Origin of the sequence: Microbacterium sp. (genome assembly GCF_031178445.1) — a bacterium.
Taxonomy (GTDB): Bacteria; Actinomycetota; Actinomycetes; order Actinomycetales; family Microbacteriaceae; genus Microbacterium.
In genome coordinates this window covers 97,187-122,807 of the sequence record NZ_JAPSIY010000009.1, presented here as the reverse complement: position 1 = coordinate 122,807, position 25,621 = coordinate 97,187, and the positions used below count along the sequence as shown (strand labels likewise).

At 68.9% G+C, this 25,621-nt stretch carries 27 protein-coding genes and 1 tRNA gene; 12 read left to right on the top strand and 16 right to left on the bottom strand.

Features of this window, described 5'->3' with window-relative positions:
• The first annotated feature begins 120 nt into the window (after window positions 1–120).
• The 5 genes from RIN43_RS13350 (at window position 121) to RIN43_RS13330 (ending at window position 4,744) form a co-directional block, all read left to right on the top strand.
• Window positions 121–426 (top strand): hypothetical protein, encoded by a 306-nt coding sequence (locus tag RIN43_RS13350; RefSeq protein WP_309129415.1) that lies wholly within the window; start codon window positions 121–123, stop codon window positions 424–426.
• Window positions 423–1,535: a GNAT family N-acetyltransferase gene (locus RIN43_RS13345; protein WP_309129414.1), complete on the top strand. Its 1,113-nt coding sequence runs from the start codon at window positions 423–425 to the stop codon at window positions 1,533–1,535. Before RIN43_RS13350 ends, RIN43_RS13345 begins: the two co-directional genes overlap by 4 nt.
• The gene (locus RIN43_RS13340; RefSeq protein ID WP_309129413.1) at window positions 1,532–2,623 is read left to right on the top strand and encodes a GNAT family N-acetyltransferase; all 1,092 of its coding nucleotides are present in this window, start codon (window positions 1,532–1,534) and stop codon (window positions 2,621–2,623) included. The genes RIN43_RS13345 and RIN43_RS13340 overlap by 4 nt, the downstream gene beginning before the upstream one ends.
• Window positions 2,624–2,720: 97 nt before the next feature.
• Entirely contained in the window at window positions 2,721–3,431 is a 711-nt protein-coding gene (locus tag RIN43_RS13335; RefSeq protein ID WP_309129412.1) for an ABC transporter ATP-binding protein, read from the top strand.
• A complete protein-coding gene (locus tag RIN43_RS13330) occupies window positions 3,428–4,744 on the top strand; it encodes a permease (protein ID WP_309129411.1) in 1,317 nt (438 codons plus the stop codon). Before RIN43_RS13335 ends, RIN43_RS13330 begins: the two co-directional genes overlap by 4 nt.
• Before the next feature lie 64 nt (window positions 4,745–4,808).
• Here RIN43_RS13330 and mutM read toward each other — a convergent pair whose 3' ends face one another.
• The 6 genes from mutM to RIN43_RS13300 form a co-directional block, all read right to left on the bottom strand.
• Window positions 4,809–5,702: a bifunctional DNA-formamidopyrimidine glycosylase/DNA-(apurinic or apyrimidinic site) lyase gene (gene mutM, locus RIN43_RS13325; protein ID WP_309129410.1), complete on the bottom strand. Its 894-nt coding sequence runs from the start codon at window positions 5,700–5,702 to the stop codon at window positions 4,809–4,811.
• Window positions 5,695–6,402 (bottom strand): ribonuclease III, encoded by a 708-nt coding sequence (gene rnc, locus RIN43_RS13320; RefSeq protein ID WP_309129409.1) that lies wholly within the window; start codon window positions 6,400–6,402, stop codon window positions 5,695–5,697. Before rnc ends, mutM begins: the two co-directional genes overlap by 8 nt.
• 10 nt (window positions 6,403–6,412) lie before the next feature.
• A complete protein-coding gene (gene rpmF / locus RIN43_RS13315) occupies window positions 6,413–6,622 on the bottom strand; it encodes a 50S ribosomal protein L32 (protein WP_050721097.1) in 210 nt (69 codons plus the stop codon).
• A gap of 2 nt (window positions 6,623–6,624) precedes the next feature.
• Complete coding sequence (locus RIN43_RS13310; RefSeq protein WP_309129408.1) at window positions 6,625–7,119, bottom strand: DUF177 domain-containing protein; 495 nt, start codon at window positions 7,117–7,119, stop codon at window positions 6,625–6,627.
• 113 nt (window positions 7,120–7,232) lie between these two features.
• Entirely contained in the window at window positions 7,233–7,730 is a 498-nt protein-coding gene (gene coaD / locus RIN43_RS13305) for a pantetheine-phosphate adenylyltransferase (RefSeq protein ID WP_309129407.1), read from the bottom strand.
• 73 nt (window positions 7,731–7,803) lie between these two features.
• Window positions 7,804–9,975: an ATP-dependent DNA helicase RecG gene (locus RIN43_RS13300; RefSeq protein ID WP_309129406.1), complete on the bottom strand. Its 2,172-nt coding sequence runs from the start codon at window positions 9,973–9,975 to the stop codon at window positions 7,804–7,806.
• 67 nt (window positions 9,976–10,042) lie between these two features.
• Here RIN43_RS13300 and rsmD point away from each other — a divergent pair, with 67 nt between their 5' ends.
• On the top strand, window positions 10,043–10,609 hold the full coding sequence (gene rsmD, locus RIN43_RS13295) for a 16S rRNA (guanine(966)-N(2))-methyltransferase RsmD (RefSeq protein ID WP_309129405.1): 567 nt from the start codon (window positions 10,043–10,045) through the stop codon (window positions 10,607–10,609).
• A gap of 5 nt (window positions 10,610–10,614) precedes the next feature.
• Here the strand turns inward: rsmD and thiL are convergent, their stop codons facing one another.
• Window positions 10,615–11,625, bottom strand: coding sequence for a thiamine-phosphate kinase (thiL, locus tag RIN43_RS13290; RefSeq protein ID WP_309129404.1), 1,011 nt, complete (start codon window positions 11,623–11,625; stop codon window positions 10,615–10,617).
• A 22-nt stretch (window positions 11,626–11,647) separates the two neighbouring features.
• On the opposite strand from thiL, the gene RIN43_RS13285 reads away from it, so the two are divergent.
• Complete coding sequence (locus RIN43_RS13285; protein WP_309129403.1) at window positions 11,648–12,133, top strand: DUF3515 family protein; 486 nt, start codon at window positions 11,648–11,650, stop codon at window positions 12,131–12,133.
• A gap of 16 nt (window positions 12,134–12,149) precedes the next feature.
• Here the strand turns inward: RIN43_RS13285 and RIN43_RS13280 are convergent, their stop codons facing one another.
• The 7 genes from RIN43_RS13280 to RIN43_RS13250 all read right to left on the bottom strand — a co-directional run bounded on the left by RIN43_RS13280 (window position 12,150) and on the right by RIN43_RS13250 (window position 19,764).
• A complete protein-coding gene (locus RIN43_RS13280) occupies window positions 12,150–13,247 on the bottom strand; it encodes a D-alanine--D-alanine ligase family protein (RefSeq protein WP_309129402.1) in 1,098 nt (365 codons plus the stop codon).
• Window positions 13,153–14,274 (bottom strand): NAD(P)H-dependent glycerol-3-phosphate dehydrogenase, encoded by a 1,122-nt coding sequence (locus tag RIN43_RS13275; RefSeq protein ID WP_309129401.1) that lies wholly within the window; start codon window positions 14,272–14,274, stop codon window positions 13,153–13,155. Before RIN43_RS13275 ends, RIN43_RS13280 begins: the two co-directional genes overlap by 95 nt.
• Window positions 14,275–14,278: 4 nt before the next feature.
• Window positions 14,279–15,028, bottom strand: coding sequence for a lysophospholipid acyltransferase family protein (locus tag RIN43_RS13270; RefSeq protein ID WP_309129400.1), 750 nt, complete (start codon window positions 15,026–15,028; stop codon window positions 14,279–14,281).
• Between the two features lie 4 nt (window positions 15,029–15,032).
• On the bottom strand, window positions 15,033–16,394 hold the full coding sequence (murA, locus tag RIN43_RS13265; RefSeq protein ID WP_309129399.1) for a UDP-N-acetylglucosamine 1-carboxyvinyltransferase: 1,362 nt from the start codon (window positions 16,392–16,394) through the stop codon (window positions 15,033–15,035).
• A gap of 106 nt (window positions 16,395–16,500) precedes the next feature.
• On the bottom strand, window positions 16,501–17,097 hold the full coding sequence (leuD, locus tag RIN43_RS13260; RefSeq protein WP_309129398.1) for a 3-isopropylmalate dehydratase small subunit: 597 nt from the start codon (window positions 17,095–17,097) through the stop codon (window positions 16,501–16,503).
• A complete protein-coding gene (gene leuC, locus RIN43_RS13255) occupies window positions 17,097–18,608 on the bottom strand; it encodes a 3-isopropylmalate dehydratase large subunit (protein WP_309129397.1) in 1,512 nt (503 codons plus the stop codon). Before leuC ends, leuD begins: the two co-directional genes overlap by 1 nt.
• A gap of 157 nt (window positions 18,609–18,765) precedes the next feature.
• Window positions 18,766–19,764, bottom strand: coding sequence for a TerC/Alx family metal homeostasis membrane protein (locus RIN43_RS13250; RefSeq protein WP_309129396.1), 999 nt, complete (start codon window positions 19,762–19,764; stop codon window positions 18,766–18,768).
• A gap of 233 nt (window positions 19,765–19,997) precedes the next feature.
• Here RIN43_RS13250 and RIN43_RS13245 point away from each other — a divergent pair, with 233 nt between their 5' ends.
• The 5 genes from RIN43_RS13245 (at window position 19,998) to RIN43_RS13225 (ending at window position 24,379) form a co-directional block, all read left to right on the top strand.
• Entirely contained in the window at window positions 19,998–20,555 is a 558-nt protein-coding gene (locus RIN43_RS13245) for a sigma-70 family RNA polymerase sigma factor (RefSeq protein ID WP_309129395.1), read from the top strand.
• Window positions 20,552–21,634 carry a DUF4349 domain-containing protein gene (locus tag RIN43_RS13240; RefSeq protein WP_309129394.1) on the top strand — a complete coding sequence of 361 codons (1,083 nt, stop codon included), beginning with the start codon at window positions 20,552–20,554 and terminating at the stop codon, window positions 21,632–21,634. Before RIN43_RS13245 ends, RIN43_RS13240 begins: the two co-directional genes overlap by 4 nt.
• Before the next feature lie 67 nt (window positions 21,635–21,701).
• On the top strand, window positions 21,702–22,238 hold the full coding sequence (locus RIN43_RS13235) for a helix-turn-helix domain-containing protein (protein ID WP_309129393.1): 537 nt from the start codon (window positions 21,702–21,704) through the stop codon (window positions 22,236–22,238).
• A 1-nt stretch (window position 22,239) separates the two neighbouring features.
• Window positions 22,240–23,508 (top strand): MFS transporter, encoded by a 1,269-nt coding sequence (locus RIN43_RS13230; RefSeq protein WP_309129392.1) that lies wholly within the window; start codon window positions 22,240–22,242, stop codon window positions 23,506–23,508.
• Window positions 23,509–23,569: 61 nt separating this feature from the next.
• Window positions 23,570–24,379, top strand: coding sequence for an SDR family oxidoreductase (locus RIN43_RS13225; RefSeq protein ID WP_309129391.1), 810 nt, complete (start codon window positions 23,570–23,572; stop codon window positions 24,377–24,379).
• 56 nt (window positions 24,380–24,435) lie between these two features.
• Here the strand turns inward: RIN43_RS13225 and RIN43_RS13220 are convergent.
• A tRNA-Glu gene (locus tag RIN43_RS13220) sits at window positions 24,436–24,508 on the bottom strand.
• A 62-nt stretch (window positions 24,509–24,570) separates the two neighbouring features.
• Window positions 24,571–25,596: an LLM class flavin-dependent oxidoreductase gene (locus RIN43_RS13215; RefSeq protein ID WP_309129390.1), complete on the bottom strand. Its 1,026-nt coding sequence runs from the start codon at window positions 25,594–25,596 to the stop codon at window positions 24,571–24,573.
• Window positions 25,597–25,621 lie beyond the last annotated feature (25 nt).

Genomic DNA, 25,621 nt, shown 5'->3' with positions numbered 1-25,621 from the left:
TAGGGGCTCTCTGCGCAGCCGTCCGTCCGTTGCGCCCCACCCCGGATACGCCGGCGCCGCCTGTGCCGGCCGCATCCTCTGCGAACTCCGCAACCCACCCATCGAAAGAAAGCACGCACTGTGAGCACCACACTGCTGACCGCCGATCGGCGTCAGAACACGTCCATACACCCACCGGATACCGAGGATCGTCAGATCCTCACCATCCCCGACCAGGACGGCCGCCGTCAGCTCGCGCTGACCGATCGTCTCAGCCTCCGTCTGGGACTCTGGCTGCTCGAACGCAGCCTGCCCTCCTCCGCAATCGCAGACCGCGCGGACGCGGCGGCGAGGCACGAGCGTCACCAGGAGCGTCAGCGCCTGGAGCTCGCCCACCGGCAGTCGATCGCACTGCTGACCTACGATCTGCAGCGCAGGATGCTGTGAGAGCCGAGACCGACACGATGATCGACATCACCGCCGGCGCGACCCTGCGTCCGCTCGAGCTCCCCGCTCGGGCGGACGCGGGGCCCAGCCCTCTCATCCGCGAGTACGCCGCGGTCCGCGACGCGTGCGTCCTGGAGCAGACCGGGCGCGACGACGATGCGCGGTCCGCCGATGATCTGCTGCCGATGCTGTACGGCGATGATGACCTCCAGCGCCGGCAGTGGTACATGGAGCGCGACGGCGCGATGATCGGCTGTGCTGCGCTGAACATCCTCCAGGACGGCGGGGCGACGACCGCGATCGGCACGATCGCGGTGCTGCGAGCCCACCAGTCCGAGGGAGTCGGGAGCGCGGTGCTGCGGATTCTCGAGGATCACGCCCGCAGCGAGGGCGTACGGAACCTGCTGACCTTCGCCGAGCATCGTGCGGATGATGGAGCCGAGGACGCGCTGCCCTCGCCGACGGGCATGGGCGCCGTACCGCGCGACCGTTCCGCGCGATTCCTCATGCGTCACGGCTTCACCCTCGAGCAGGTCGTACGGGTCAGCGCGCTGACCTGGGAGGCTTCCACCGCCGGTCGTCTCGACGAGTTGAGGAAGGATGCCGCGTCGCATTCCCCCGACTATCGCGTCGTGCAGTGGATGCTGCCGACCCCCGACGAGCACATCGACGGCTACGCCTGGATGAAGTCACGCATGTCGACCGACGTGCCGGATGCCGAGCTCGATATGCCGGTGGAGACCTGGGACGCCGATCGCGTGCGGCGGCATGACGCGCGCTATGCGGCGCGTGGGGCATCCGTCCTCGTCACGGCAGCGCAACACGCCCGTACCGGCGAGCTGTGCGCCTTCAACGAGCTCGCGATCCGCGCCGATCATTCCGGCAGCACCGATCAGGAGGACACGCTCGTGCTGTCGGAGCACCGTGGGCACAGGCTCGGCACCCTCGTGAAGACTGCAGGACTGCTCTCGTGGCGGGAGCGTTTCCCGCTGTCGCCGCGGGTCGTCACCTACAACGCCGAGGAGAACCGGCCGATGCTCTCGATAAACGAAGCCATCGGCTTCACACCGATCGCCTACGAAGGCGCCTGGAAGAAGGTCCTGACATGACCACGACACACCCCGCCGCCACACTGCAGATCTCCGAGATGACTGTGCCCGATCGCCTGGATGCCGAGGACGCCGCCGACTTCCATGCGTCGGTCGCCCTGAACAACGCGATCTGCCTCAACGACACCGGCCTGGCCGACCTCGAGAGCACCGCGGAGGAACTGCTGCCCTATTGGCAGGATCGCACAGACACCGTGCGCCGCACGCTGCTCGCCCGCGAAGGCGATGTCATCGTCGGCGCGGTCACGCTCTATCACGCGGTCGCCGAGCCGACCAGCGCCGAGATCGATCTGATGGTCCTGCCTGAGAACTGGGGCCGCGGCATCGAGCAGGCCCTTCTGGCGCGCGTCGAAGAGGAGGTCCGCCGGCTCGGACGCACCGTCATCCAGTCGTGGACCCTGCATCGGGCGGACCGCACCGGCACCATGCTGACCCCGGCGACGGGGTGGGGACAGATCCCGCAGAGCCCGCTCGCGACGCTTCTGCTGAGCAGCGGATACGCGTTGGAACAGGTCGAACGCACCAGCGCGTTCGACCTGCACGCCGACCCCGCGCCGATCGAGCACGCGCTCGACGCGGCCCTCTCAGCCGCCGGGGACGAGTACCGCCTGGTGGAGTGGACGCTTCCGACACCTCCCGAGTTCCGCGAAGGCTACGCGTGGGCGTTGTCGCGCATGTCGACGGATGCTCCCAGCGGAGGCCTCGAAGTCGACGAGGAGACATGGGACGCCGAACGGATCGCGCGACGCGATGCCCGCTTCATCGATGGCGGTCAGACGGTCTCGGTCGCCGCGGTCGAGCACGTGCCGACAGGCTCCCTGGCGGCGTTCAACGAGCTCGCGATCGGCGCTGATCCCCGTGGGGTGACGCGTCAGTACTGCACGCTCGTGCTCAAGGAGCATCGAGGACACCGGCTCGGCATCATCGTGAAGTGCGCGAACATCCTGCGCTGGCGTCGGATCGCGCCCCTGTCGCCGCGCATCAGCACCTTCAACGCGGAGGAGAACCGCCCGATGCTCGACATCAACGAGGCACTCGGCTTCGTTCCGGTGTCGTACGCGGGCGCGTGGCAGAAGCGGCTCGGCTGAGGTCGTCGTTCGGATCATCCGTGAGGATGACGGCGTACGGTCGGGATCATCCGCTGGTGCGATGATCCCGACCGATCCCGGCCGCCAGGCTGGTCACATGATCGATTCCGTCGTGCACGCGCATTCGCTATTCAAGTCATTCGGCCCCACCCGCGCCCTCGCCGGGGTGGACGTCCGCGTGCGACGCGGCGAATCGCTGGCCATCATGGGAGCCTCCGGCTCGGGCAAAACGACGCTTCTGCACGTGCTCGCCGGCATCGTGAACCCGGATTCCGGCAGTGTCGCGTTCACTCCGGCCACCGGTGAGCGCATCGATGTGACCGGCCAGTCCGAGGCGGAGAGGTCGAAGCTGCGTCGTGAGCGATTCGGCTTCGTGTTCCAGCAGGGACTGCTCATCCCGGAGTTGACCGCGATCGAGAACGTCGCCCTTTCACTCATGATCAACGGCATGAAGCGCCAGGGCGCGACCAGCCACGCGGCCTCGTGGCTGCACGCCCTCGGGCTCGCGGGGATGGAGGACCGTCGCATCGGAGAGCTGTCCGGTGGGCAGGCGCAGCGCGTGGCGATCGCCAGGGCGCAGGTGACCGGTGCAGAGCTGATCTTCGCCGACGAGCCCACGGGGGCCCTCGACTCGCAGACCTCGACCGAGGTCATGGACGCCCTGCTCTGGTCGACCACCGGCCAGGGTCGCACTCTCGTCGTCGTCACGCATGACCCTCAGGTCGCGGCGCGGTGCTCTCGCACACTCCGGATGCGCGACGGCGCCCTCGCCCCGACGACGGCAGACAGCGACGAGGTGCGCGCGTGAACCTCGGCGTGATGCGGATGCTGCTGCGGCCCGCGCCGGGAAGCACGGCGACCATCGTCATCCCCGCGACCGCGTTCGCCATCGTCACCGCTCTCGTGCTCACCGTCGTGGGCGGCGCGCAGTCGTTCTGGCGCTGGAGCGATCCGGAAGCGATGATCTATCAGGCGCTCGCGGCCGTCGCCCTCGTGCTGCTCGTGGTGCCGCTCGCCTCGGTGGCCGGCGCAGCGGCCCGGCTGTCCGCACGGCGCAGGGACGAGCGTCTGTCGACCCTTCGGCTGCTCGGTGTGACACCGGCCGGCGTCGGCGTCATCACCGTCGCGGAGTCGACTCTGGTCGCGTCCGCCGGGGTGCTCGCCGGCATCGTCGGGCACCTGGTGCTGGTTCCGCTGGTGGGACTGATCCCGTTCCGAGGTGCACCGCTCGGTGCCGCGGCTGTGCTGCTCTCCCCCGTCGCGATCGCCGCGGTGTGTGCGGCGACCGTGGTGCTGGCCGCCGTGAGCGCGACCCTGGGCCTGCGCCGGGTGATCATCTCTCCTCTGGGTGTGCGACTGCGATCGCAGGCGGCCGGGGTGCACTGGATTCGAGGCGTCGTCGCGGCGGTCCTGCTGTTCGGCGCGTTCCTGCTGGCACAGGCGGTGCCTTCACTCGCGGCATCCCTGTCGGTGGCGGTTCTGCTCGCGGTGCTCTTCGGCGGCACACTCGCGCTGCTCAACCTCATCGGACCGTGGGCGCTCAAGGTCGGCTCGCGCGTGCAGCTCAAGCGCGCATCGACCCCGGAACGGCTGCTGGCCTCGCGGACGGTGCTCGACGACCCCAAAGCCGCTTGGCGTCAGGTCGGCGGCATCGCGATGGCCAGCTTCATGGCCGTCTTCGCAGGCACGGGCGTCTCGACGATGAACGTGATGAGCGCGGGGTCCTCGCCGCAGGATCTCGAACTGATCGTCGACATGCGCACCGGTCTGATCATCACCCTCATCGGCTCGTTCCTCATGGTGGCCGCCTCGGTGGGCGTGACGCAGGCCGCGGACGCACTCGATCAGCGACCGCTTCATCGCAGTCTTCATCAACTGGGCATGCCGGTGCGCACGGTGGATGCCGCACGCCGCCGTGCGATCATGTCTCCGCTGCTGCTCACTGCACTCGGGTCGGCCCTCGTGGCTGCGATCGTCGTCTTCCCGCTCATCGGGATCGCTCTGATCGTCGATCCGCTCTCACTGCTCACCATCGGGCTCGTGCTCGCCGCAGGCATCGCCCTGGTGTGGCTCAGCACTCTGGCGACGAGGCCGCTGCTGGCGAAGGCCTTCACGGTCTGAGGGACGTCGACCTCCACCGTCGGCGCGGCCACGAGGGGTCGGACATCGCGGGTCGCTCCGAGAGTCAGCGCCGTCGCTGACAGCGCGGGCAGTAGTGGCTGGATCGGTTCATGAACGATTCGCGCCGGATCGGACCGCCGCACCTCGGGCAGGGCTGGCCGGTGCGCCCGTAGGCGTTTAGGGAGTGAGCAAAGTAGCCAGCCTGGCCGTTGACGTTCACGTACTGCGAGTCGAAACTCGTACCGCCCTCGGCCAGCGCCTTCTCGAGCACCAGCCTTGCCTCGTCGAGGAGCCTCCGAATCGCCTGCGCCGACAGCGCACGTCCGTGGGTCTCGGGGTGGATGCGCGCTGCCCACAGCGATTCGTCGGCGTAGATGTTGCCTACACCGCTGACGAGGGTCTGATCGAGCAGGATCCGTTTGATCGCGCTCGTCCTGCGGCGCACGGCAGCAACGAAGCCCGCGTCGTCGAAAGCACCGTCGAGCGGATCGCGTGCGATGTGGGCGACCTGGGATGGCACGCGGGCCAGGACGCTGCCGTACCCACCGGGGGCGGCGTCAGGCGTGTCGACCAGCGTGTCGACGGCGAGGGAGCCGAAGGTGCGCTGGTCGGCGAAGACGACGGCGAGTCGTCCGTGCCGCGGATGCTCGACGTGCAGGCGGATGCGCTCGTGTCGCTCCGCCGCAGCATCCGGCGCCCTGAGAAGCATCTGTCCGCTCATGCCGAGGTGCGCGGTGAGCGCCTGCTCCTCGCCCTCGAGGGGAAGCCAGAGGAACTTGCCGCGCCTGGCTGCCGCCGTCACGAGCCGGCCCTCCAGCCGGGCGACGAAGTCGTCGGCGCCGAGCGGGTGCCTTGTGAGCGCCCGCTCGTCGAGAACGTCGACACGGGAGAGGCGTGCGCCTATGACAGCGGGGGCGAGGCCTGAGCGGACGACCTCGACTTCGGGGAGTTCAGGCACCTGCCGACTCGGCGCGCTCGCTGAGCCTGCGCCACGCGGTCAGCGCGGCCGCCATCTCGGCGGTCTTCTTGCTGGTGCCCGAGCCGGTGCATGCCAGCTCCCCCACCGTCACCGTTGCGGTGAAGACGCGGTCGTGGTCGGGGCCGGCCGACAGCACCGAGTAGCTCGGGGGCGGCGATCCCAGTCGCGCGGCCAGCTCCTGCAGACTCGTCTTCGGGTCCATCGCCGCGCCATAACGCTCCGGATCGGCCAGCAGCGGCTCGGTGAGGCGCAGCACGAGCGCGGTGGCTGCGTCGGGACCGGCCGACAGGTAGGTCGCGCCGAACACGGCCTCCATGGTGTCGGCGAGGATCGAGTCCTTGTCGCGGCCACCGGTCTGCTCCTCACCGCGTCCGAGACGCAGGTGAGCGCCGAGGCCGATGCCGCGGGCGACCTCGGCAAGCGCGACTGTCGAGACCACGCTGGCGCGTCGTTTGGCCAGCGCGCCCTCGTCGAGATCGGGATGCGTGGTGAACAGCATCACGGTCACGGCCAGGCCGAGCACGGAATCCCCGAGGAACTCCAGTCGTTCATTGTGCGGGATGCCGCCGTGCTCGTACGCATATGAGCGGTGCGTCAGAGCCCGTTCAAGAAGCTCGGCGTCGATGTCGACGCCGAGCTTCTGAATGAGAGGCCTCTCCCCCGCGGGGACCTCCGTCACGATCGTCAGATCAGACGTCGGCGACCTTGCGGCCCTTGTACTCGAGGAACAGCTCGGTGCCCTGCGAGTCGGTGACGACCTTCGCCTGGTGCGGGCGGCTGTAGACGACCTTGCCGTTCTCGACGGTCTTCACCAGGGCGGGTGCCTCGGCCTTCCACTGCGCGCGGCGCGAGCGGGTGTTCGAACGGGAGACCTTGCGCTTCGGGGGGTTACCAGCCATGACTAGCTCTCTTCTTTCTCGGCGGAGCGGCTACCTGCCGCGCCGTCCTGGTCTGTGATCTGTCGGAGCGCGCTCCATCGAGGATCGATGGGAGCACTGCTCTCTGCTCCGGCGCTTCCGGTCAGCTTCTCGCCCGTACTCGGGTCGAGACCCGGGCAGTCCGGCTGACACACCGGCTGAAATGGAAGCGACAGCACGATCGCATCCCTGACCAGATTTTCAAGATCCACGTGGTCGTCTTGAACTTCGAAGTCAGTTTCTTCCTCACCAGGATACGCGAAAAGCTCCTGGAACTCGACTTCGACAGGCGCGGTGATGTCTGTGAGGCATCGACCACACACTCCGGTGTAGTCCGCGAAGGCTGATCCCGATGCGAGGATGCCCTCGTGCACCGACTCCAGGCGGACGTCCAGCTCGACGGTCTCACCCGCCTCGATGGTGACGATTCCCTCGCCCCATCTTTCAGCGAGTTCGACATCGAGCTGATGCTCGCGCATCTCGCCCGGTTTGCGCACGATGTCGCGGACGGGGAGGACGAAGGGGCCGTTCACTCGGGATTTCACCCCGCCCATGCTACCGGCCCACGGCGTCGGCGGGGCCGGTCGCGTCGTCAGAGGCCGCGCGCGCCGGTGTCGAGGAATGACGCGACCACGGGTGGCACGAACGGCGAGACGTCGCCGCCGAGCGCCGCGACCTGCCGCACCAGCGAACTGGACACCATGGCGTGCGCGGGGTCGGGCAGCAGGAACACCGTCTCGATGTCTGCGAGATGGCGGTTCACGATCGCCATCGGGGACTCGTAGGCGACGTCGACCTGTGAACGGATGCCCTTGACGAGCACACCGGCGTCGACGTCTCTGGCGTAGTCAACCAGGAGTCCCATGCTCCAGGACCCGACGATGACGTGCCCCTCGACGCCCGCCTCGGAGATCGACTGCTCCAGCAGGCTCATCCGCTGCGCGATGGGCAGCATGGCCTGCTTGCCGGGGTTGTGAACCACGAGGACGTGCAGTTCGTCGTACAGGAGCGCGGCGCGCCGGATGACATCGAGATGCCCGAGCGTCGGCGGGTCGAAGGAGCCAGGGACGACGGCGATCCGGCTGTTCATGCTCACAGCCTAGGGCACCGCATCCTCAGTGCCGCCTGAACGCAGACCGTTCCCACCTCGCGGCGGAGCACCCTCAGTTCTTGCCGAGCGCGGCCCTGTCCGCATCGCTCACGCGCCGTTCGATGGTCGCTCGAAGACCGGCATGCCGCTCCAGTCCGGGGTCGTCCGCGAGTATCTGAGCGGCGAGCTCCCTCGCACGGGCGATGAGCCCGGCGTCCTTCACCACCCTCAGCAGTCGCAGTGACGACTTCGCCCCCGACTGGGACGCGCCGAGCACGTCTCCCTCGCCGCGCAGCTCGAGGTCGACCTCAGCCAGCTCGAACCCGTCCAGCGTCGCGGCGACCGCCTCCACGCGATCACGCGCCAGCGACCCCGGTTCGGCCTCGGTCACCAGCAGGCAGAGACCGGCGTGCTGCCCTCGCCCGACGCGCCCTCGCAGCTGATGCAGCTGCGAGACGCCGAAGCGGTCGGCATCCATGATGATCATTGTCGACGCGTTCGGCACGTCCACGCCGACCTCGATCACCGTCGTCGCGATCAGCAGGTCGATCTCGCCGCGGGCGAAGGCCTGCATCACCGCGTCCTTCTGGTCCGCCGGCATCTTGCCGTGCAGCACCGCCCTGCGCACCTGCGAGAGCCGGGGGTGGGTTGCCAGCGCCTCGTCGAGTTGCACGACTCCCCATCGCGGGCCGCGCCCCTCGGCGTCCGGCGGAGGGGCGTCCCCGGCTTCGACCGAGTCCTTCGTCGTGTCGATCGCCGCACACACGGCGAACACCTGCCTGCCGTCGGAGATCTCCTCAGCGGCGCGCTCCCATACCCGCTGGAACCAGCCGGGATGCTCTGCGAGCGGGGCGACGTGAGACTGGATTCCGGCGCGCCCCACCGGCATGGAGCGGATGACCGAGGTGTCGAGGTCGCCGAAGACCGTCATCGCGACCGTGCGCGGGATCGGCGTGGCCGTCAGCACGAGGGCGTGCGGCGCAGTGCCCTTCGCGCGCAGCGCCTCGCGCTGATCCACACCGAAACGGTGCTGCTCGTCGACGACGACGAGGGCGAGGTCGGCGAAGGTCGTCTTGTCGGCCAGCAGGGCGTGCGTGCCGATGACGATGAGTGCCTGGCCGGATGCCACCCGCAATGCCGCCTTGCGACGTTCGGGAGCGGACATCTGGCCGGTCAGCAGCGTCGGCATCAGCTCCGGAGCGAGCTGAGGGCCGAGCATCTTGGCGATCGAGCGCAGGTGCTGGCCGGCGAGCACCTCCGTGGGTGCGATCAGCGCCGCCTGGCCACCGGACTCGGCGACCTGAAGCATCGCACGCAGCGCCACGAGCGTCTTCCCCGAGCCGACCTCTCCCTGCACCAGCCGGTTCATCGGCCGCTCTGCTGCCAGGTCGGCCGCGATCTCCTCGCCGACGGCCTGCTGATCCGGCGTGAGGGCGAACGGCAGCGTGGCGTCGAACCGCTCCAGCAGTCCGCCCGGTGCCGCCGTGCGCGCCGTGGCGGTGAGCGCACGCACCTGTTCGCGCTGCTGCAGCAGAGCCGCCTGCAGAGTGAGCGCCTCATGCGCACGGAGCGTGCGCACCGCTGGGTCGATGTCAGTCTTGGACTTGGGCCGGTGGATGCCGTCCAGCGCCGCCCTCGCGGTGAGCAGCCCTTCCTCGATACGAAGAGGATCCGGCAGAGGATCCGGCACCTCCCCCAGATCGTCGAGCAGGCGAGTCACCATCTTCGCAATCTGCCAGCTCTGAATCGCGGAGGTCGCGGGGTAGATCGGGATGGGAACGTCTTTGCGTGCGTCGGCCCTGCGCTGCGCGGCGTCCGCGTCGTCGAACAGCTCGTACTGAGGGTGGGCGAACTGCACGGTCTCCTTGAACATGCCCACCTTGCCCGAGAACACGCCTCTCCGACCTACGGCGAGCTCCTTCTGGCGCCACTCGGCCTGCCCAGGACCCTTCGCGAAGAACGTCAGGCTCATCCGGCCCACCCCGTCGCCGATGACGACCTCGAGCATGGCGCCCGGGCGGTTGCGCATCCGCCTCACGTTCGACGACAGCACTTCTGCGACGATCGTGACGGTCTCGCCGATCGGCAGGTCCCGGATGGGCGTCAGCTCGCCCGGGTCGGCGTAGCGTCGTGGGTAATGGCCGAGAAGGTCGGCCACGATCGTCATGCCGAAGGCGCGCTCCAGGGTGCGGGCCGGGGCCGCGCCGAGCGCCGCGCTCAGCGGTGTGTCGAGCTCGAAGGGCATGAAACGAGTCTAGGGATCGGCGCCGACGCCGCCTCGCCTGAGGCGCGCGGTGTCGTATCGTGAACGGGTGACGAGGATCATCGCCGGGGCCGCCCGGGGCATCCGCCTGGACGTGCCTGGCGCCGGCACCCGCCCGACGAGCGACCGCGTGCGGGAATCCGTCTTCGGGGCGCTGGAGTCCATGGGCGCGATCGACGGGGCGCGCGTGCTCGACCTGTATGCGGGCAGCGGCGCGCTCGGCCTCGAGTCGTGGAGCCGCGGAGCGGCCTCCTTGGATCTGGTGGAGCGATCGCGCCCCGCAGCGGCGATCATCGGCCGCAACGCCGCCGCGGTGGCGAAGGCGCTCGGCGGCGCCTCGGCGGCCAGGGTGCATCAGAGCGCGGTGCGCGCCTTCCTCGGGCGTGCCACCGGTCCCTACGATCTGGTGTTCACCGACCCTCCGTACGACATCGGCGACGACGCCATGACGGGAGACCTCGTCGCTCTCGCGCCGCTGCTCACCGCGGAGGCGGTCGTCGTCATCGAACGCGCCCGTCGTTCGTCGCCGCCTGACCTCGCCGCTGCGGGTCTCGCTCCGGTGCGACACAAGGCCTACGGCGACACCGCGGTGTGGTGGGCGGAGCCGGCAGCTTGACGCGCTCAGCCGGCGACGACGCCGTCCCAATCCCGATACGGGTCCCAGCCCTCGTGTGAGACAGGCGCTCCGTCGACGAGGACGCCGTCGCCCTCTCTGGCGACCACGGCACCCAACGCATGGAACCCCGGCGGCAGCACGTCAGCGGGAAAGGCCGCAAGCAGACCGTGGTCCTCGCCGCCCGACAGTGCGCGTCGCCGGTCGCCGCCGAATGCCACGCGATCGATCGCAGCGCCGTCGAACCGGATGCTCACGCCCGACGACTCCGCCAGCCGAGCGGCGTCCAGGGCGAGCCCGTCCGAGACGTCCATCATCGCGGTGGCCCCTGCCACGGCCGCCATCACGCCGAGCCCGACGGGCGGCGCCGGACGCAGCTGTGCGTCGAGCGCGCGCAGCTGCGGGCCTTCCAGCAGAGCCCTGTCGACGGGCACAGGGCGTTCGCCGTCGCGGAACCGCCCGAACAGCAGACCGAGCCCCGCCGCTGCAGCCCCGAGCTCCCCCGCGAGCGCGATGACGTCGCCAGGTCGTGCACCCGAACGCGTGACGGCCGCGCGACCGCCCAGATCGCCGAGGGCGGTCACCGCCACCATCAGCACCTCGGAGACGGTGAGGTCACCGCCGACGACGGAGCATCCCGGCGCCAGCGCTGCGCATGCGTCGCGGAACCCGTCGGCCATCGAGGTCACGAACGACAGCCTGGTGTCGCGCGGCACGGCGAGAGCCACCAGCAGCGCGGTGGGCGCAGCCCCCATCGCCGCGACATCGGCCAGGTTCACTGCGGCCGACTTCCAGCCGAGGTCGTAACCGCTCGACCAGGCGAGCCGGAAGTCGGGACCGTGCACCAGCGTGTCGGTCGTCGCGACGACCGAGGCGGATGGTGCCGCCACGACCGCCGCATCGTCACCTGGACCGAGGATCGCTCGCGATGCCGGCTCCGTACGGGCGAGGATCGCGCGCAGCACCCGGCCCTCCGAGATGTCACCTATGAGGGGATCGTCTGCGGGAAGGGAGGCCATCCGTCAACGGTAGCCTGGAATCATGCTCCGCCGTCTCGTCGCCATGCTCGGCGCGCTGACGCTGCTGGCCCTCACCGGGTGCGCCGGCACCGTCCATCTCGAACCAGCCCCCGCCGCGAACGACCCGCTGTGCGCCGAGGTCAGCGTGCGCCTGCCGGAGGCGATCGCCGATCAGGACCGACGGTGGACGGATGCCCAGGCGACCGGAGCCTACGGCGAGCCGACATCCGTGATCGTGGCGTGCGGCGTCGCCGTGCCAGGTCCCACGAGCGAGCTGCAGTGCATCACGCTCGAGGGCATCGACTGGCTCGTCGACGGCTCGCAGGCCCCTGGCATGAGGATGACCACCTACGGGCGCGACCCCGCCGTCCAGGTTTTCGTCGACACGGAGCGTGTCAGCGCGAACCAGGCACTGTCGAACCCCGCGCTGGTCTCGGCCCTGCGACAGATACCCGCCGAGCACGCGTGCACGGCACCGGATGAGCTGTCGGACGACCTGCAGGACTGAACCCCGCTGGCGCCGCTCAGTTCCGGCCGCTCTCCAAACCCGCCTCGATGAGTTCGGTGATCAGCTCGCTGTAAGTCATGCCTGACGCGATCCAGCACTTGGGGAACATCGAGATCGGGGTGAACCCCGGCATCGTGTTCAATTCGTTTACGATCAGCTCGCCCTCGGGAGTGACGAAGAAGTCCACGCGCGCGAGTCCCCTGCCGTCGACCGCCTCGAAGGCACGCACCGCCGTCTCCCCCAGGCGCGCGGTGAGCTCCTCGTCGATCTCGGCGGGGCAGACGATGTCGACGCCGTCGCCGCCGAGGTACTTTCCCTCGAAGTCGTAGAAGCTCCGCGACGTGAGCACGACCTCTCCGGGTAGGGAGGCCCTGGCGCGCTCGCCGTGACGCCCCGCGAGCACGCCGACCTCGATCTCGCGACCGGCGACCCTGGACTCGACGAGCACCTTGTCGTCCTCCGCGAATGCCACGCCGAGCGCCTCGTCGAGCCCCGCACCGTCGTCGACCCTGGAGACGCCGACGCTGGAGCCGGCGCTGGCCGGCTTCACGAACACCACGGAGCCGAGCTCGCCGATCGAACGGCGAACCTTCTCCGGCTCCGTCTCCCACTCCGACCGGCGCACCGTGATTCCGGGCGAGACGGCGATGCCGGCGGCGCGCAGCGCCAGCTTCGTGAAGTGCTTGTCGAGGCAAACGGCGGAGTCGAGGATCCCGCCGCCCGCATACGGCAGCTCGATCACATCGAAGAAGCCCTGGATCGCGCCGTCCTCTCCGTGCAGTCCGTGCAGCAGCGGCAGCACGGCGTCGACCTCGCCGAGATCGACCGTGGAGCCGTCAGGAGCCGCGACACGCAGCATCCGATCGCCGGCGGGCTCCGGCCAGCGCACCCTGGTGCCGTTGTCGACGACCTCGGGGAGTCGCTCGGCGTCGAGGGCGAACTTCGCGGGATCGTCCTCCTCGAGCACGAAGGCGCCGTCACGGGTGATGCCCACAGGGATCACCGAGTAGCGTTCGCGGTCAATCGCCGCCAGCACTCCGCCCGCCGTTGCGGAGCTGATCGAATGCTCGCTGGAACGCCCGCCGAAGAGGACCACCACCGTCTGCCTGTCCATGATTCGTTCGCTCCTCCTGGGGTGTGTCGTCGTCGGTGGTGAGGTGCGGGGCGATGTCGCGGGGATCCATGCTCCCGTCCAGCACCATCTTCACCTGCTCCACGATGGGCATGTCGACCTCGGCCTCGCGCGCGAGCTGCAGGATCGGCGCGACCGAGGCGAGGCCCTCAGCGGTCTGGTTCATCTGCTTCACCACGTCCTGGAAGCTGTACCCCTGGCCGAGCAGGCGTCCCGCGGTGTTGTTGCGGCTGAGCGGTGACTGGCAGGTGGCGATCAGGTCGCCGAGGCCGGCAAGGCCCTGCAGTGTCTCGGGCCTGGCACCGTTGGCCACGGCGAAGTCGGTCATCTCGACGAGTCCGCGCGTGATGATCGACGCCTTCGTGTTCTCGCCGTAGCCGACGCCGTCGACGATTCCGATCGCCACTGCGATGAGGTTCTTCAGCACACCGCCGAACTCGGTGCCGATCACGTCGGTGTTCACGAACGAGCGGAAGTAGCGGTTGCGGGCGGTGCGCGCCACCGTGTCCGCGGTCTCCTGACTGCCGGAGGCGATCACCGCGGCGGTGGGCTGCTCGCGCGCGATCTCCAGCGCCAGGTTGGGCCCTGACGCCACGGCGATGCGTGCGGGGTCGCACTGCAGCTCCTGCTCGATGACCTGGCTCATGCGCAGGCCGCTGGCACGCTCGACGCCCTTCATCAGACTGACGATCGGCGCGTCCGCGTCTTCGAGCAGCGGGCGCAGTGCCTTGAGGTTCTCACGCAGGGTCTGGCTGGGAACCGACAGATATATCTGCGCGGCGCCCTCCAGCGCACGAGACAGCTCGTGGGTGGCCTCGATGCTGCGGGGCAGGTTGACGCCGGGAAGGTACTTTGAATTCCGCTTGGCCTCGGCGATCTCGTGCGCGAGTTCGGGGCGGCGCGCCCACATCGTCACCTGGGCGCCGCCGTCGGCCAGGATCTTGCCGAACGTGGTGCCCCAGCTTCCCGCGCCGATCACGGCGACCCGAGGGCCGGTGGGTGTCGGCATCCGCTTAGGGGTCAAGGCGTCCTGTCTCCTTCTGACCGTGATCCGCGGGGTTCCAGCGCACCGCAGGCGCCTTCTCGTCGCGGATCTGCTCGAGCAGCGCGGTGATCGCGTCCATCAGCCGCCGCGTGGCCTCGTTGAGCACGGCGGGCTCACCCCCGCGGCCCCTCAGGTCGGAGAGGTCGACCGGGTCGCCGATCATCACCTGCACCTTTTTGCGCAGCGGCCAGAGGCTGATGCCCTTCTGGTAGCGGCCCATGATGTGCTGGGTGCCCCACTGCGCCATCGGGATCAGCGGGATGTCGCCGGCCAGCGCCAGGCGCACCGCACCTGACTTGCCGCGCATCGGCCACATGTCGGGGTCGCGAGTGAGCGTGCCCTCGGGATACACGATGACGCCGCGTCCGCGCTGCACGAGCTCGCGCGACTGCTGCATGGTCTGCTTCGCAGAGGATGCCGACGACGCACGTGCCACCGGCACCATGCCGGTGCGCTTCAGCACCCAGCCGAGCACCGGCACCCGGAACAGGGTCTCCTTCGCCATGAACCGGGGCAGGCGCCCCGCGCGGTACACGGCGATGGCGACGATCAGCGGATCGAACTCCGAGTAGTGGTTCGGAGCGAGCACGAACGCCCCCTCGCGGGGCAGCTTGTCCGCACCCGTGGTGCGGATCTTCGCCAGCAGCGAGACGAACGGGATGACGATCGCCGCCAGGGGCCAGAAGAGGCTGGGACGGCTCCGCTCGGAAGCAGCCATCAGGTCACCGGACGACGTCGAAGTCGGCGCCCAGAGCCTGCAGCTTGTCGAGGAACTTCTCGTAGCCGCGGCTGAGGATGTCGACGCCCGACACCTGAGACTCGCCGGTCGCGGTGAGCGCGGCGATCACATGGCTGTATCCGCCGCGCAGATCCGGTACGACGATGTCCGCGGCGCGCAGCGGGGTCGGACCGGTGATGACGGCCGCCTGCTCGAGCTCGCGCCGCGGAACGCGACGGGGTCCGTTCTGCAGTCCGTGCGGGTGCACGACGATGTCCGCGCCCATCTTCACGAGCGCCTGAGTGAAGCCGAAGCGGTTCTCATAGACGGTCTCGTGCACGATCGAGCGGCCGTTCGCCTGCGTGAGGGCGACGATGAGCGGCTGCTGCCAGTCCGTCATGAAGCCGGGGTGCACGTCCGTCTCCACGATGACAGGCTTCAGTGCGCCCTCACGGCGGAACAGGATCCCGTCCTCCTGCACGTCGAACCAGCCGCCGGCCTTGCGGAACACGTTCAGGAAGGTGAGCATCTCCTGCTGCTTCGCGCCGCCGACGAAGATCTCGCCGTCCGTGGCGAGGGCCGCGCACGCCCAGGAGGCGGCCTCGTTGCGATCGAAGATGCAGCGGTGGTCGTAGCCGCGCAGCTGCGGAACACCCTCGATGAGAATGACGCGGTTGGGCTCGTACGAGATGATCGCGCCCATCTTCTGCAGCACCGCGATGAGGTCCATGATCTCGGGCTCGATGGCGGCGTTTCGCAGCTCAGTCGTGCCCTCCGCCCGAACGGCGGTGAGCAGCACCTGCTCCGTCGCGCCGACACTCGGGTACGGCAGGTGGATGTTCGCGCCCTTCAGCCCGTTCGGCGCCGAAAGCCGGATGCCGCTGGGCTGCTTCTCGACGACGGCGCCGAACTTGCGCAGGGCGTCGAGGTGGAAGTCGATGGGTCGGTCGCCGATGCGGCATCCGCCGAGGTCGGGGATGAACGCCTGACCGAGCCGGTGCAGCAACGGTCCGCAGAAGAGGATCGGGATGCGCGATGCTCCTGCGTGAGCATCGATCTCCTCGTAGTGCGCGGACTCGACCTCGCTCGGGTCGAGCACCAGCGACCCCGGCTCGTCGCCCTCGGTGACGGACACACCGTGCACCTGGAGAAGCGAGCGGACCACCGCGACATCGCTGATCTCGGGTACGTCGCGAAGGACGCTGGTCGTCTCGCCGAGGAGCGAGGCGACCATCGCCTTGGTGGCGAGGTTCTTCGCGCCCTTCACGTCGACACGACCGCGCAATGGCCTGCCTCCGCGGATCGCGAGGACGGAGCCGGCGGGAACCGGAGCCTGTTCAGCAGCGTCGCGGAGCGGTGTCGTCATTCGGGCCTCTTCTTCTTGGGGACAGCCGCGGCGGTCGCCGCGAGTCACTCTTCAGTCGCGGCAGGCGCCGCAGGGGCTTGTGGCCCCGGCCCACCCGATCTCGGTCCTAGCGGACCGGGAGCGTACGTGGCCGCCACGACTCGCGGCGGGCCTCGAACTGCGCGATCTTGTCTTCGTTGCGCAGTGTGAGCCCGATGTCGTCGAGCCCTTCGAGGAGCCGCCACCTAGTGTAATCGTCGATCCCGATGGTGGTCTGGAAGTCGCCGATCGTCGCGGTGCGCGCCGTGAGGTCGACGGTGATCTCGCGTCCCGGCTCCTCGTCGATCAGCGCCCAGATCTTCTCGATGTCGGCTTCGTCCACCGTCGCGGCGAGCAGCCCCTGCTTGCCGGAGTTGCCTCGGAAGATGTCGGCGAACCGCGGACTCAGCACCACCTTGAAGCCGTAGTCGCGCAGCGCCCAGACCGCGTGCTCGCGGCTGGATCCGGTACCGAAGTCAGGCCCCGCGACGAGCACGGATGCCTGCCGGAACGCGTCCTGATTGAGCACGAACTCCGGATCCTGGCGCCAGCCGTGGAAGAGCGCATCGTCGAAGCCGGTCTTCGTCACCCGCTTCAGGAAGACGGCGGGGATGATCTGGTCGGTGTCGACATTGGACCGCTTCAGCGGTGCGGCGACTCCGGTGTGGGTGGTGAACTTCTCCATCAGTTGCCGCCTTCCGCAGTCACGACGGTCCGCGAGGCCCCGCCGGGGCCCTCTGAAATCTCATACGCGTCCAGGTCGCTCGGGCTTGACAGTGTTCCCCGGATCGCCGTTGCGGCCGCGACGAGCGGCGACACCAGGTGCGTGCGCCCGCCCTTGCCCTGGCGCCCCTCGAAGTTGCGATTCGAGGTCGACGCGCAGCGCTCGCCCGGCGCGAGCTGGTCGGGGTTCATACCGAGGCACATGGAGCATCCGGCGAAGCGCCACTCGGCGCCGAAGTCCTCCACGATCCTGTCGATGCCCTCGGCCTCGGCCTCCAGGCGCACACGCGCCGATCCTGGAACGACCATGACGCGCACGCCGTCGGCCTTCTTCCTGCCCTTGATGATCGAGGCGAACGCGCGCAGATCCTCGATGCGGCTGTTGGTGCACGACCCCATGAAGACCGCATCCACCCTCACGTCCTTCAGCGGCGTGCCTGGGGTCAGGTCCATGTACTGCAGGGCGCGCTCGGCGGCCACCCGCTCGCTCGGGTCGCCGAACGACGCGGGATCCGGAACTGATGCCGACAGCGAGCTGCCCTGCCCGGGGTTCGTGCCCCAGGTGACGAAGGGCTCGAGCTCGTTCGCGTCGATGAACACCTCGGCGTCGAACACGGCGCCCTCGTCCGTGGGCAGAGTGCGCCAGTAGGCGACCGCATCCTCCCAGTCCTGACCCTGCGGCGCGTGCGGCTTGCCCTTCACGTAAGCGAACGTCGTCTCGTCGGGAGCGACCATCCCGGCGCGCGCGCCGGCCTCGATCGACATGTTGCAGATCGTCATTCGGCCCTCCATCGAGAGGGCGCGGATGGCGCTGCCGCGGTACTCGAGCACGTATCCCTGGCCGCCGCCGGTGCCGATCTTGGCGATCACGGCGAGGATGATGTCCTTCGCGGTGACGCCGGGGCGCAGCTCGCCCTCGACGTTGATCGCCATGGTCTTGAACGGCTTCAGCGGCAGCGTCTGGGTCGCCATGACGTGCTCGACCTCGCTGGTGCCGATGCCGAACGCCATCGCGCCGAAAGCGCCGTGCGTGGAGGTGTGCGAGTCCCCGCAGACGACCGTGATGCCGGGCATCGTCAGCCCGAGCTGAGGTCCGACCACGTGCACGATGCCCTGCTCGGCGTCGCCCAGCGAGTGCAGCCGCACACCGAACTCCTCGGCATTGCGGCGCAGGGTGTCGATCTGCGTGCGGCTGGTCAGATCGGCGATGGGCTTGTCGATCTCCAGCGTGGGAGTGTTGTGGTCCTCGGTGGCGATCGTCAGATCGAGTCGGCGCAGCGGGCGGCCTTCGGCGCGCAGCCCGTCGAACGCCTGCGGGCTGGTCACCTCGTGCACCAGGTGCAGGTCGATGTAGATGAGATCGGGCTCGCCGTTCTCCCCCTTGACGACGAGGTGGTCGTCCCAGACCTTCTCCGCCAGGGTGCGCGTGGTGGCCTTCTCGGCGATGGTGCGCGGTCGCGTCTGATCTGTCATGTGGTTCCTTCTGGCTCGAGACGTCGGCCCACAGCGGACTCCGCGACGAGAAGAGGCCTAGATCGAGGTCTCGCCGCGGCTGCTAAGGAGAAGGACCACCTGCTGCACGCGGCCAGCTTACACCGCTGCGGCAGGTGGTCCTCTCCATGTGACCGCGTCAGCGCTCCAGCACCGCCGCGTTCCTCCTGTCGCGAGCGGAGGCGATCAGGCTCGCGACCGTCGCGACGGCCATGGAGGCGATGATCACGCCGAGCGAGACCAGGTTGTTGATGTCGGGCACCCACTCCACGTGCTCGCCGCCGTTGATGAACGGCAGTTCGTTCACGTGCAGCGCGTGCAGGATCAGCTTGACCCCGATGAAGCCGAGGATCACGGCGATGCCGTAGTGCAGATACCGCAGGCGGTCGAGCAGGTCGCCGAGCAGGAAGTAGAGCTGTCGAAGCCCCATCAGCGCGAAGATGTTCGCGGTGAAGACGAGGAAGCCGTTCGTGGTGATCTCGAAGATCGCGGGGATCGAGTCGATCGCGAACATGAGGTCGGTGATGCCGATCGTGATGAACACGATGATCATCGGCGTCCACATCCGCTTCCCGTCGACGGTCGTGCGCAGGCGGGCGCCGTCGTAGCCGTCGCTGATGTCGATGCGGCGACGCAGCACGCGCACGATGAACGCCTCGCGCTTGGCCTCGTCCTCGTGCTCGCCCTCGGGCATCGCCTGCTTGATGGCCGTGTAGATCAGGAAGGCGCCGAAGATGTAGAAGATCGGCGAGAAGTGCTCGATGACGGCGACGCCGATGAGGATGAACAGACCGCGCAGGATGAGGGCGATGATGATGCCCACCATCAGCACCTGCTGCTGCAGGCGCCTCGGCACCGAGAACTGCGCCATGATCAGCACGAACACGAACAGGTTGTCGATGGAGAGGCTGTACTCCAGCGCCCAGCCGGTCACGAAGTCACCGGTGTTCTGCCAGCCGCCGACAAGGCCGAGCAGCACGGCGAAGAGCATGGCGAGCGCCACGTAGAAGACCACCCACAGGGTGGATTCCTTCGTGGATGGGATGTGCGGACGCAGCTTGATGAGCAGCAGGTCTGCGATGAGGATGATCGTCAGCACGATCATGGACGTGATCTCGAACCAGATGGGAATGACCAACAGCGGGTCGCCTTTCGAAAGGGTCGGCGGGAACCGAAAGTCTCTCCCCCGCACTGAGTGCGTCGCGCGCCCGGAGCAGCGATGGCGGTGCTCGTGATGACGATGCGCGCGGAATCGGGATACTCCCTCTCGCGTCAGTAATGCTACCGGATGCGACTGTCGGCTCCTGTCCACATCTGAGACGATGAGGCATCCTCCGACACTCCCTGTGTGAGAGACGCGAACGGAACAGGATGCCGACGCAGAGCGACGACCAGGAACTGGCCGCACGGGCCGCAGCCGGAGACCAAGACGCCTTCCGGTCGATCTATCGCGCTTACGCGCGCCCGGTGTACTGGATCGCCCACGGCATCCTGTCGTCCTCGACCGATGCGGAGGACATCATGCAGGAGACATTCGTGGTCGCCTGGCGAAAGCTGCCGGGCCTGCGCCTCGCGAGCCCTTCGCTGCTGCCGTGGCTGGCGACGATCTGCCGTCTCCAGGCGGCGAATCGGCTTCGCGTGCTGCGTCGGGACCGCGCCAACACGACGGAGGCCGCGGAGGAGACGCTGCCGGCGATCGTGAGCGTCGAGGATCAGGTGATCTCCGCGGCTCTGGCCGAGCGTATCGCGGTCGAGGTGCAGCTGCTCGACGAACTGGACCAGCAGATCTTCCGGCTCTGCGCAGTCGACGGCTATGCGTATCAGTCCGCCGCTGAGCGGCTGGGAGTCAGCCACGCCGTGGTTCGCAACCGTCTCTCCAGGGTGCGCACGCGCTTGCGCGGCGCCGTGACGGAGGTGAAGGACGCATGAGCGACACGAAGGGGATCGAGCTGCCGCCGCTGAGCGACGAGCGGCTCACCGCGATCGAGCGGGACGTCCTGGCGGCGATCGCCGAGGAACCGCGACGATCGGCGCCGCCGCGCCGACGAGGACGCGTGTGGGCGACCGCTCTCGGCGTGGCCGCGGCGTTCGCCGCTGGTGCCCTGATCACGCCTTCCGTGCTCGACGCCGTGCAGGGCGTGCGGGGTGCTTCCGGCACGGCGGCGACGAGCGAGGTCGCCCCGGAGACGGGCGACATGGCGGGCGGCGGCGTGAGTGGCGCTGACGGTTTGATGGGCGCGGATGCGGACGTCGCCACCGACTCGAGCGAGGGCTCGGTCGCTGAGCCGGGAACGCGTGAGATCATCACGACGGCGCAGGTGGAGCTGCGCGTCACCGACGTGCAGCGCGCCGCCGACGGGATCGCCGCTCTGGCGGCGGAGCACGGCGGCTTCGTGGAATCGGCGGACATCGGCGCGTCTCGCGGCGCGGAGGACGCGTCCGTGCCGGCGCCTCCTCGGCAGCCCGGCACCGCTTGGATCAGCATCCGCATCGCCGCGGACGACCTCGACGAGGTGATCGCCGCGCTCGGCGACGACGGCGAGGTCATCCGCTCTTCGATCTCGCGTCAGGACGTCACCTCGACAGCCGTCGACCTGCGCGCCCGGGTCGACGCGTCGCGCGCATCCGTGGCACGACTCACAGAGCTGATGGCGAAGTCGGGGTCTGTCGCGGATCTCATCGCCGCGGAGACGGCGCTGAGCGAGCGGCAGGCGCAGCTGGAGTCGTACGAGCAGGAGCTGAAGAGACTCGACGAGCAGGTTTCGCTGTCGACCGTGACGGTACAGCTCACCGAACGTACCGAGGCGGCCGAGGCCGATCCCGCCGGGTTCGCCGACGGCCTGCTGGCGGGATGGAACGGGCTGGTCTCCGCGCTGAACGGCCTGGTCATCGCGGTCGGATTCCTCCTTCCCTGGCTGGCGATCGCGAGCGTCGTCGTTCTCATCGTCTGGCTCGTCCGGCGCCGCCGACGCGCCTCCCGTGCTCCGAAGGGCGCGGAATCGCACTGAAACCCTGATTTTCCGGGGTATACAAGAAGTCTTGTGGGAATCTTCCTACTCCTTTAGCGTTTCCGGCGTGGAAAAGATCTCCGTCATCACCGCCATCTCGCATCCGCTGCGGCGGCGCATCGTCGACCGGCTGCTGCTCCACGGTGCATCGCAGGTGGGCGTGCTCGCGCGCGCACTCGACGCCCAGGTCGGCAGCATCAGCCATCACCTCCGGATGCTCCAGAGGGCGGGCGTCGTCGAGCAGGTCGATGCACCTGACGACGACAGGCGGGCGAGCTGGTGGCGACTTGCGCGCCGGTCTTTCAGCTGGTCGGCATCCGACTTCGACTCCCCCTCCGACGCGCTCCTCGCGCGGGAGGCGGAGCGCGCGAATCTGCGTCATCAGCTGGAACGGCTGCAACGGTGGCACAGGATCTCTCCCGCCAGCGATCGGCAGGGGTTCGCCACCGACACGCTGGCCTGGGCGACGCAGGACGAGCTGACCGAGCTGATGAACCGCCTCACGGCACTGCTCGACGACTGGCGTGCAGGGATCGACGTGGAGGACGGCCGGCAGCGCACTCCCGTCTACTTCTTCGCGCACGGCTTTCCGACGGAGGTGTGAGGTGACCGCAGAGGCGCGGATGCTGCGCACACCACCGCCCTTCCGACGCGATGCGATGGTGCATGCGTGGCTGATGATGAAGGCGCTGTCGGATGCCGGCGATGCGGTGTGGACGATCGCCGTCGCGTGGACCGCCGTTCAGATAGCCTCGCCCGCGGTCGCCGGACTCGTGGTCGCGGCGGGGACTGTTCCGCGTGCCGTCATCCTGCTGCTGGGGGGCGCCATCGCTGACCGTGTGGACGCGCGCCGCATGATGCTGCTGTTCAACGGTATCCGGGTCATCGTGCTGGCGGCGACGGCGGTGTGGATCCTCACGAACGAGCCGACGGTCGCGATCCTGCTGGCGGCGACCGTCGCGTTCGGAATCTGCGATGCGTTCTACGAGCCCGCAGCGGGCACGATCCCGCGGCAGCTGGTGGCGCCGGCGGACCTGCCCGCCTACTCCGCGCTGAGCCAGACCCTCAGCAGGCTCGGAACGATGGCGGGTGCGGCGATAGGCGGGTTCCTCGTCGCATGGACGGGGATGTCCGGCAGCGCGACCGCCGACGCCATCACATTCGTCGTCGTGATCGCCTTCATCGCGATCTGGCTGCGCCCGCGATTCGCTCTGCCGCGCGCGGCGTCCGGTGAATCAGTCCTGCGCGGCGTCGCCTCGGGCTTCCGCCACCTCGGTCAGAACTCCGCCACCCGCACGCTTGTGATCGCCGTCTCGGGCTTGAACCTCGCTGTCGGGCCTGCCCTTGCGATCGGCCTCGCCCTGCAGGCCAGCGAACACGGCTGGGGCGCCGGCGCTGTCGGTCTATTCGAGGCACTGGTGGGCGGTGGCGCGATGGTCGGCGCACTGACCGTCGTGCGATGGCGGCCCCGCCATGAGGCGACCGGCGCGTTCTGGGCGCTGCTTGTGCAAGGCGTCGGCATCGTCGCCCTGGGTGGTGCACACCCCGTGCTGGTCGGCGCCGGGTGCGTGGTCATCGGCCTCACCGCGGGTTTCGCCTCGGTGCTCCTCGGCGCCACCTTCGCCGCTACTGTGGCGCCCGACTACCTGGGCAGGATGTCCTCGATCACCCGGCTGGGCGATGACTGCCTCATGCCGCTGGCGATGGCCCTTTTCGGCGCCCTGGCCGCGGTGCTCCCGTCGTGGGCTCCGTTCGCGCTCTACGGCGGCGCGCTGGCGATGCTGATGATCGTCCCTCTGCGCAACCCGCGGCTGCGCGAGATCGCACTTCGGCGTGAAGCGCCCACCCAGGCGCTGGAGGACGTCGGAGCTTAGCCGGATCATCGCCGGGGTCAACCCCTGGCTCGCACTCCTGAGATGTCGATAGCGTTCCGGCATGACAGAGAGCGACTACTCCCCCACTCGCGCGATCGTGACCGCATCCGATTCCGGCATCGGCGCTGCCACGGCCATCGCCCTCGCCGAAGCCGGCATGGATGTCGGCGTCACCTGGCACAGCGATGAGGAAGGCGCGCAGCGCACCGCCGTCGCCGTGCGCGCCCGTGGCCGGAAGGCGATGGTCGCGCACTTCGACGCGACGGCGTTCGACGAGGTGCCTCAGGTGATCGACGATCTCGCGGACGCCCTGGGCGGTGTGGACGTGTTCGTGAACAACGCCGGAGCGAGTGAGCGACGTCTGCTGATGGCGACGAGTGCGGAGCAGTGGCGGGAGACCCTGGCCCTGAACGTCGACGGCGCGTTCCTCGGCATGCAGGCGGCGGCCCGCCAGATGGTCGAAGCCGGACGCGGCGGGCGGCTCATCGCGGTCACCAGCGTTCATGCCCATCAGCCGCGCGTCGGCCTCGGCCCGTACATCGCCGCCAAGCACGCCCTGTCGGGGCTGGTCAAGACCTTGGCGATCGAGCTGGCGGAGCACGGCATCACCGCCAACGCGGTGGCGCCGGGTGAGATCGCGACGGCGGCCAGCGGACGCACCTCGGAGGACGCCGACCGAACACATCGTCCCGGCATCCCCCTCGGTCGTCCCGGCAAGGCGGAGGAGGTTGCCGCGGTGATCGCCTTCCTCGCCTCGCCTGCATCGAGCTACGTGACCGGCGCCGATTGGACGGTCGACGGCGGGATGCTGCAGATGGGCCCCCTCGCCGGGACGCACATCCCCGACGACGAGTGGCGACGCGCCGACTGAGTCCCCCGGTACGTGAAGAAGGCCCTCCGATCGCTCGGAGGGCCTTCTTGTCACTGTGACCCCAGCGGGATTCGAACCCGCGTTACCGCCGTGAGAGGGCGGCGTACTAGGCCGCTATACGATGGGGCCGTCATTGCAACCGTTCAAGTATGCCATGGCGCCGACAGGGCGACCAAATCGAGCCGTGAGGCTCAGGCGAGCATGTCCTTGACCATCGGCACCACCTGCGAGCCATACAGCTCGATCGACCGCGAGAGAACGTCATGGCGCACCATGCTCTGGTCGTACTTGAGGTCGAAGCGGTTCACCGGCAGAGTCCGGAGCGTCGCGGCGATCTTCCGTGCGACGGTCTCCGGCGATCCGATGTACAGCGCGCCGCCCTCGATCTCGCGCTCGAAGTCGCCGACCGACGGCGGAGCCCAGCCGCGCTCCTGCCCCATCCTGGTCCGCATGGCGAGCCATCCGTCGTGAGTCAGCTCGCGCGCCTTCTCGTCGGTCTCGGCGACCAGCCCCGATGAATGCACGGCGACGGGCTGGTGCTCGACTCCGAACTGATCCTGGGCGCGCCCGAAGAGGTCGAGGTAGGGCGAGAAGCGCGCTGCCGGCCCGCCGATGATGGCGAGGAAGAGGCCGAAGCCGTAGCGCGCCGTCCGCACCACCGAATCGGGGCTACCGCCGACACCGACCCAAGTGGGCAGACCGCCGGCTGTGGTCGGGAACACGCGTTGCTCGGTCAGCGCGGAGCGCGTGTTCCCCTGCCATGTCACCGGTTGCTCCTTGAGCAGCTGCGACAGCAGGTCGAGGCGCTCCTCGAACAGCTCCTCATACTGGCGCAGGTCGAAGCCGAACAGCGGGAACGACTCGATGAACGACCCTCGCCCTGCGACGATCTCGGCCCGGCCGTTGGAGACGGCGTCGAGCGTGGAGAACCGTTCGAACACCCGCACGGGGTCGTCCGAGCTCAGCACGGTGACCGCTGAGCCGAGGCGGATGCGCTCGGTACGCGAGGCGATCGCAGCGAGTACCATCTCGGGGCTCGAGACCGCGAAGTCGGAGCGGTGGTGCTCCCCGACGCCGAAGAAGTCCAGCCCGAGGCCGTCTGCGAGGACGGCGTCGTCGACGATGTCGCGGATCACTTCGGGATGTGGGAGCGGCCGCCCCTGCGCGTCGTTGGTCACTCCGCCGAACGTGTCGAGTCCGAATTCGATGTCAGTCACAGCGTGCACAACACGCCGCTCGAGT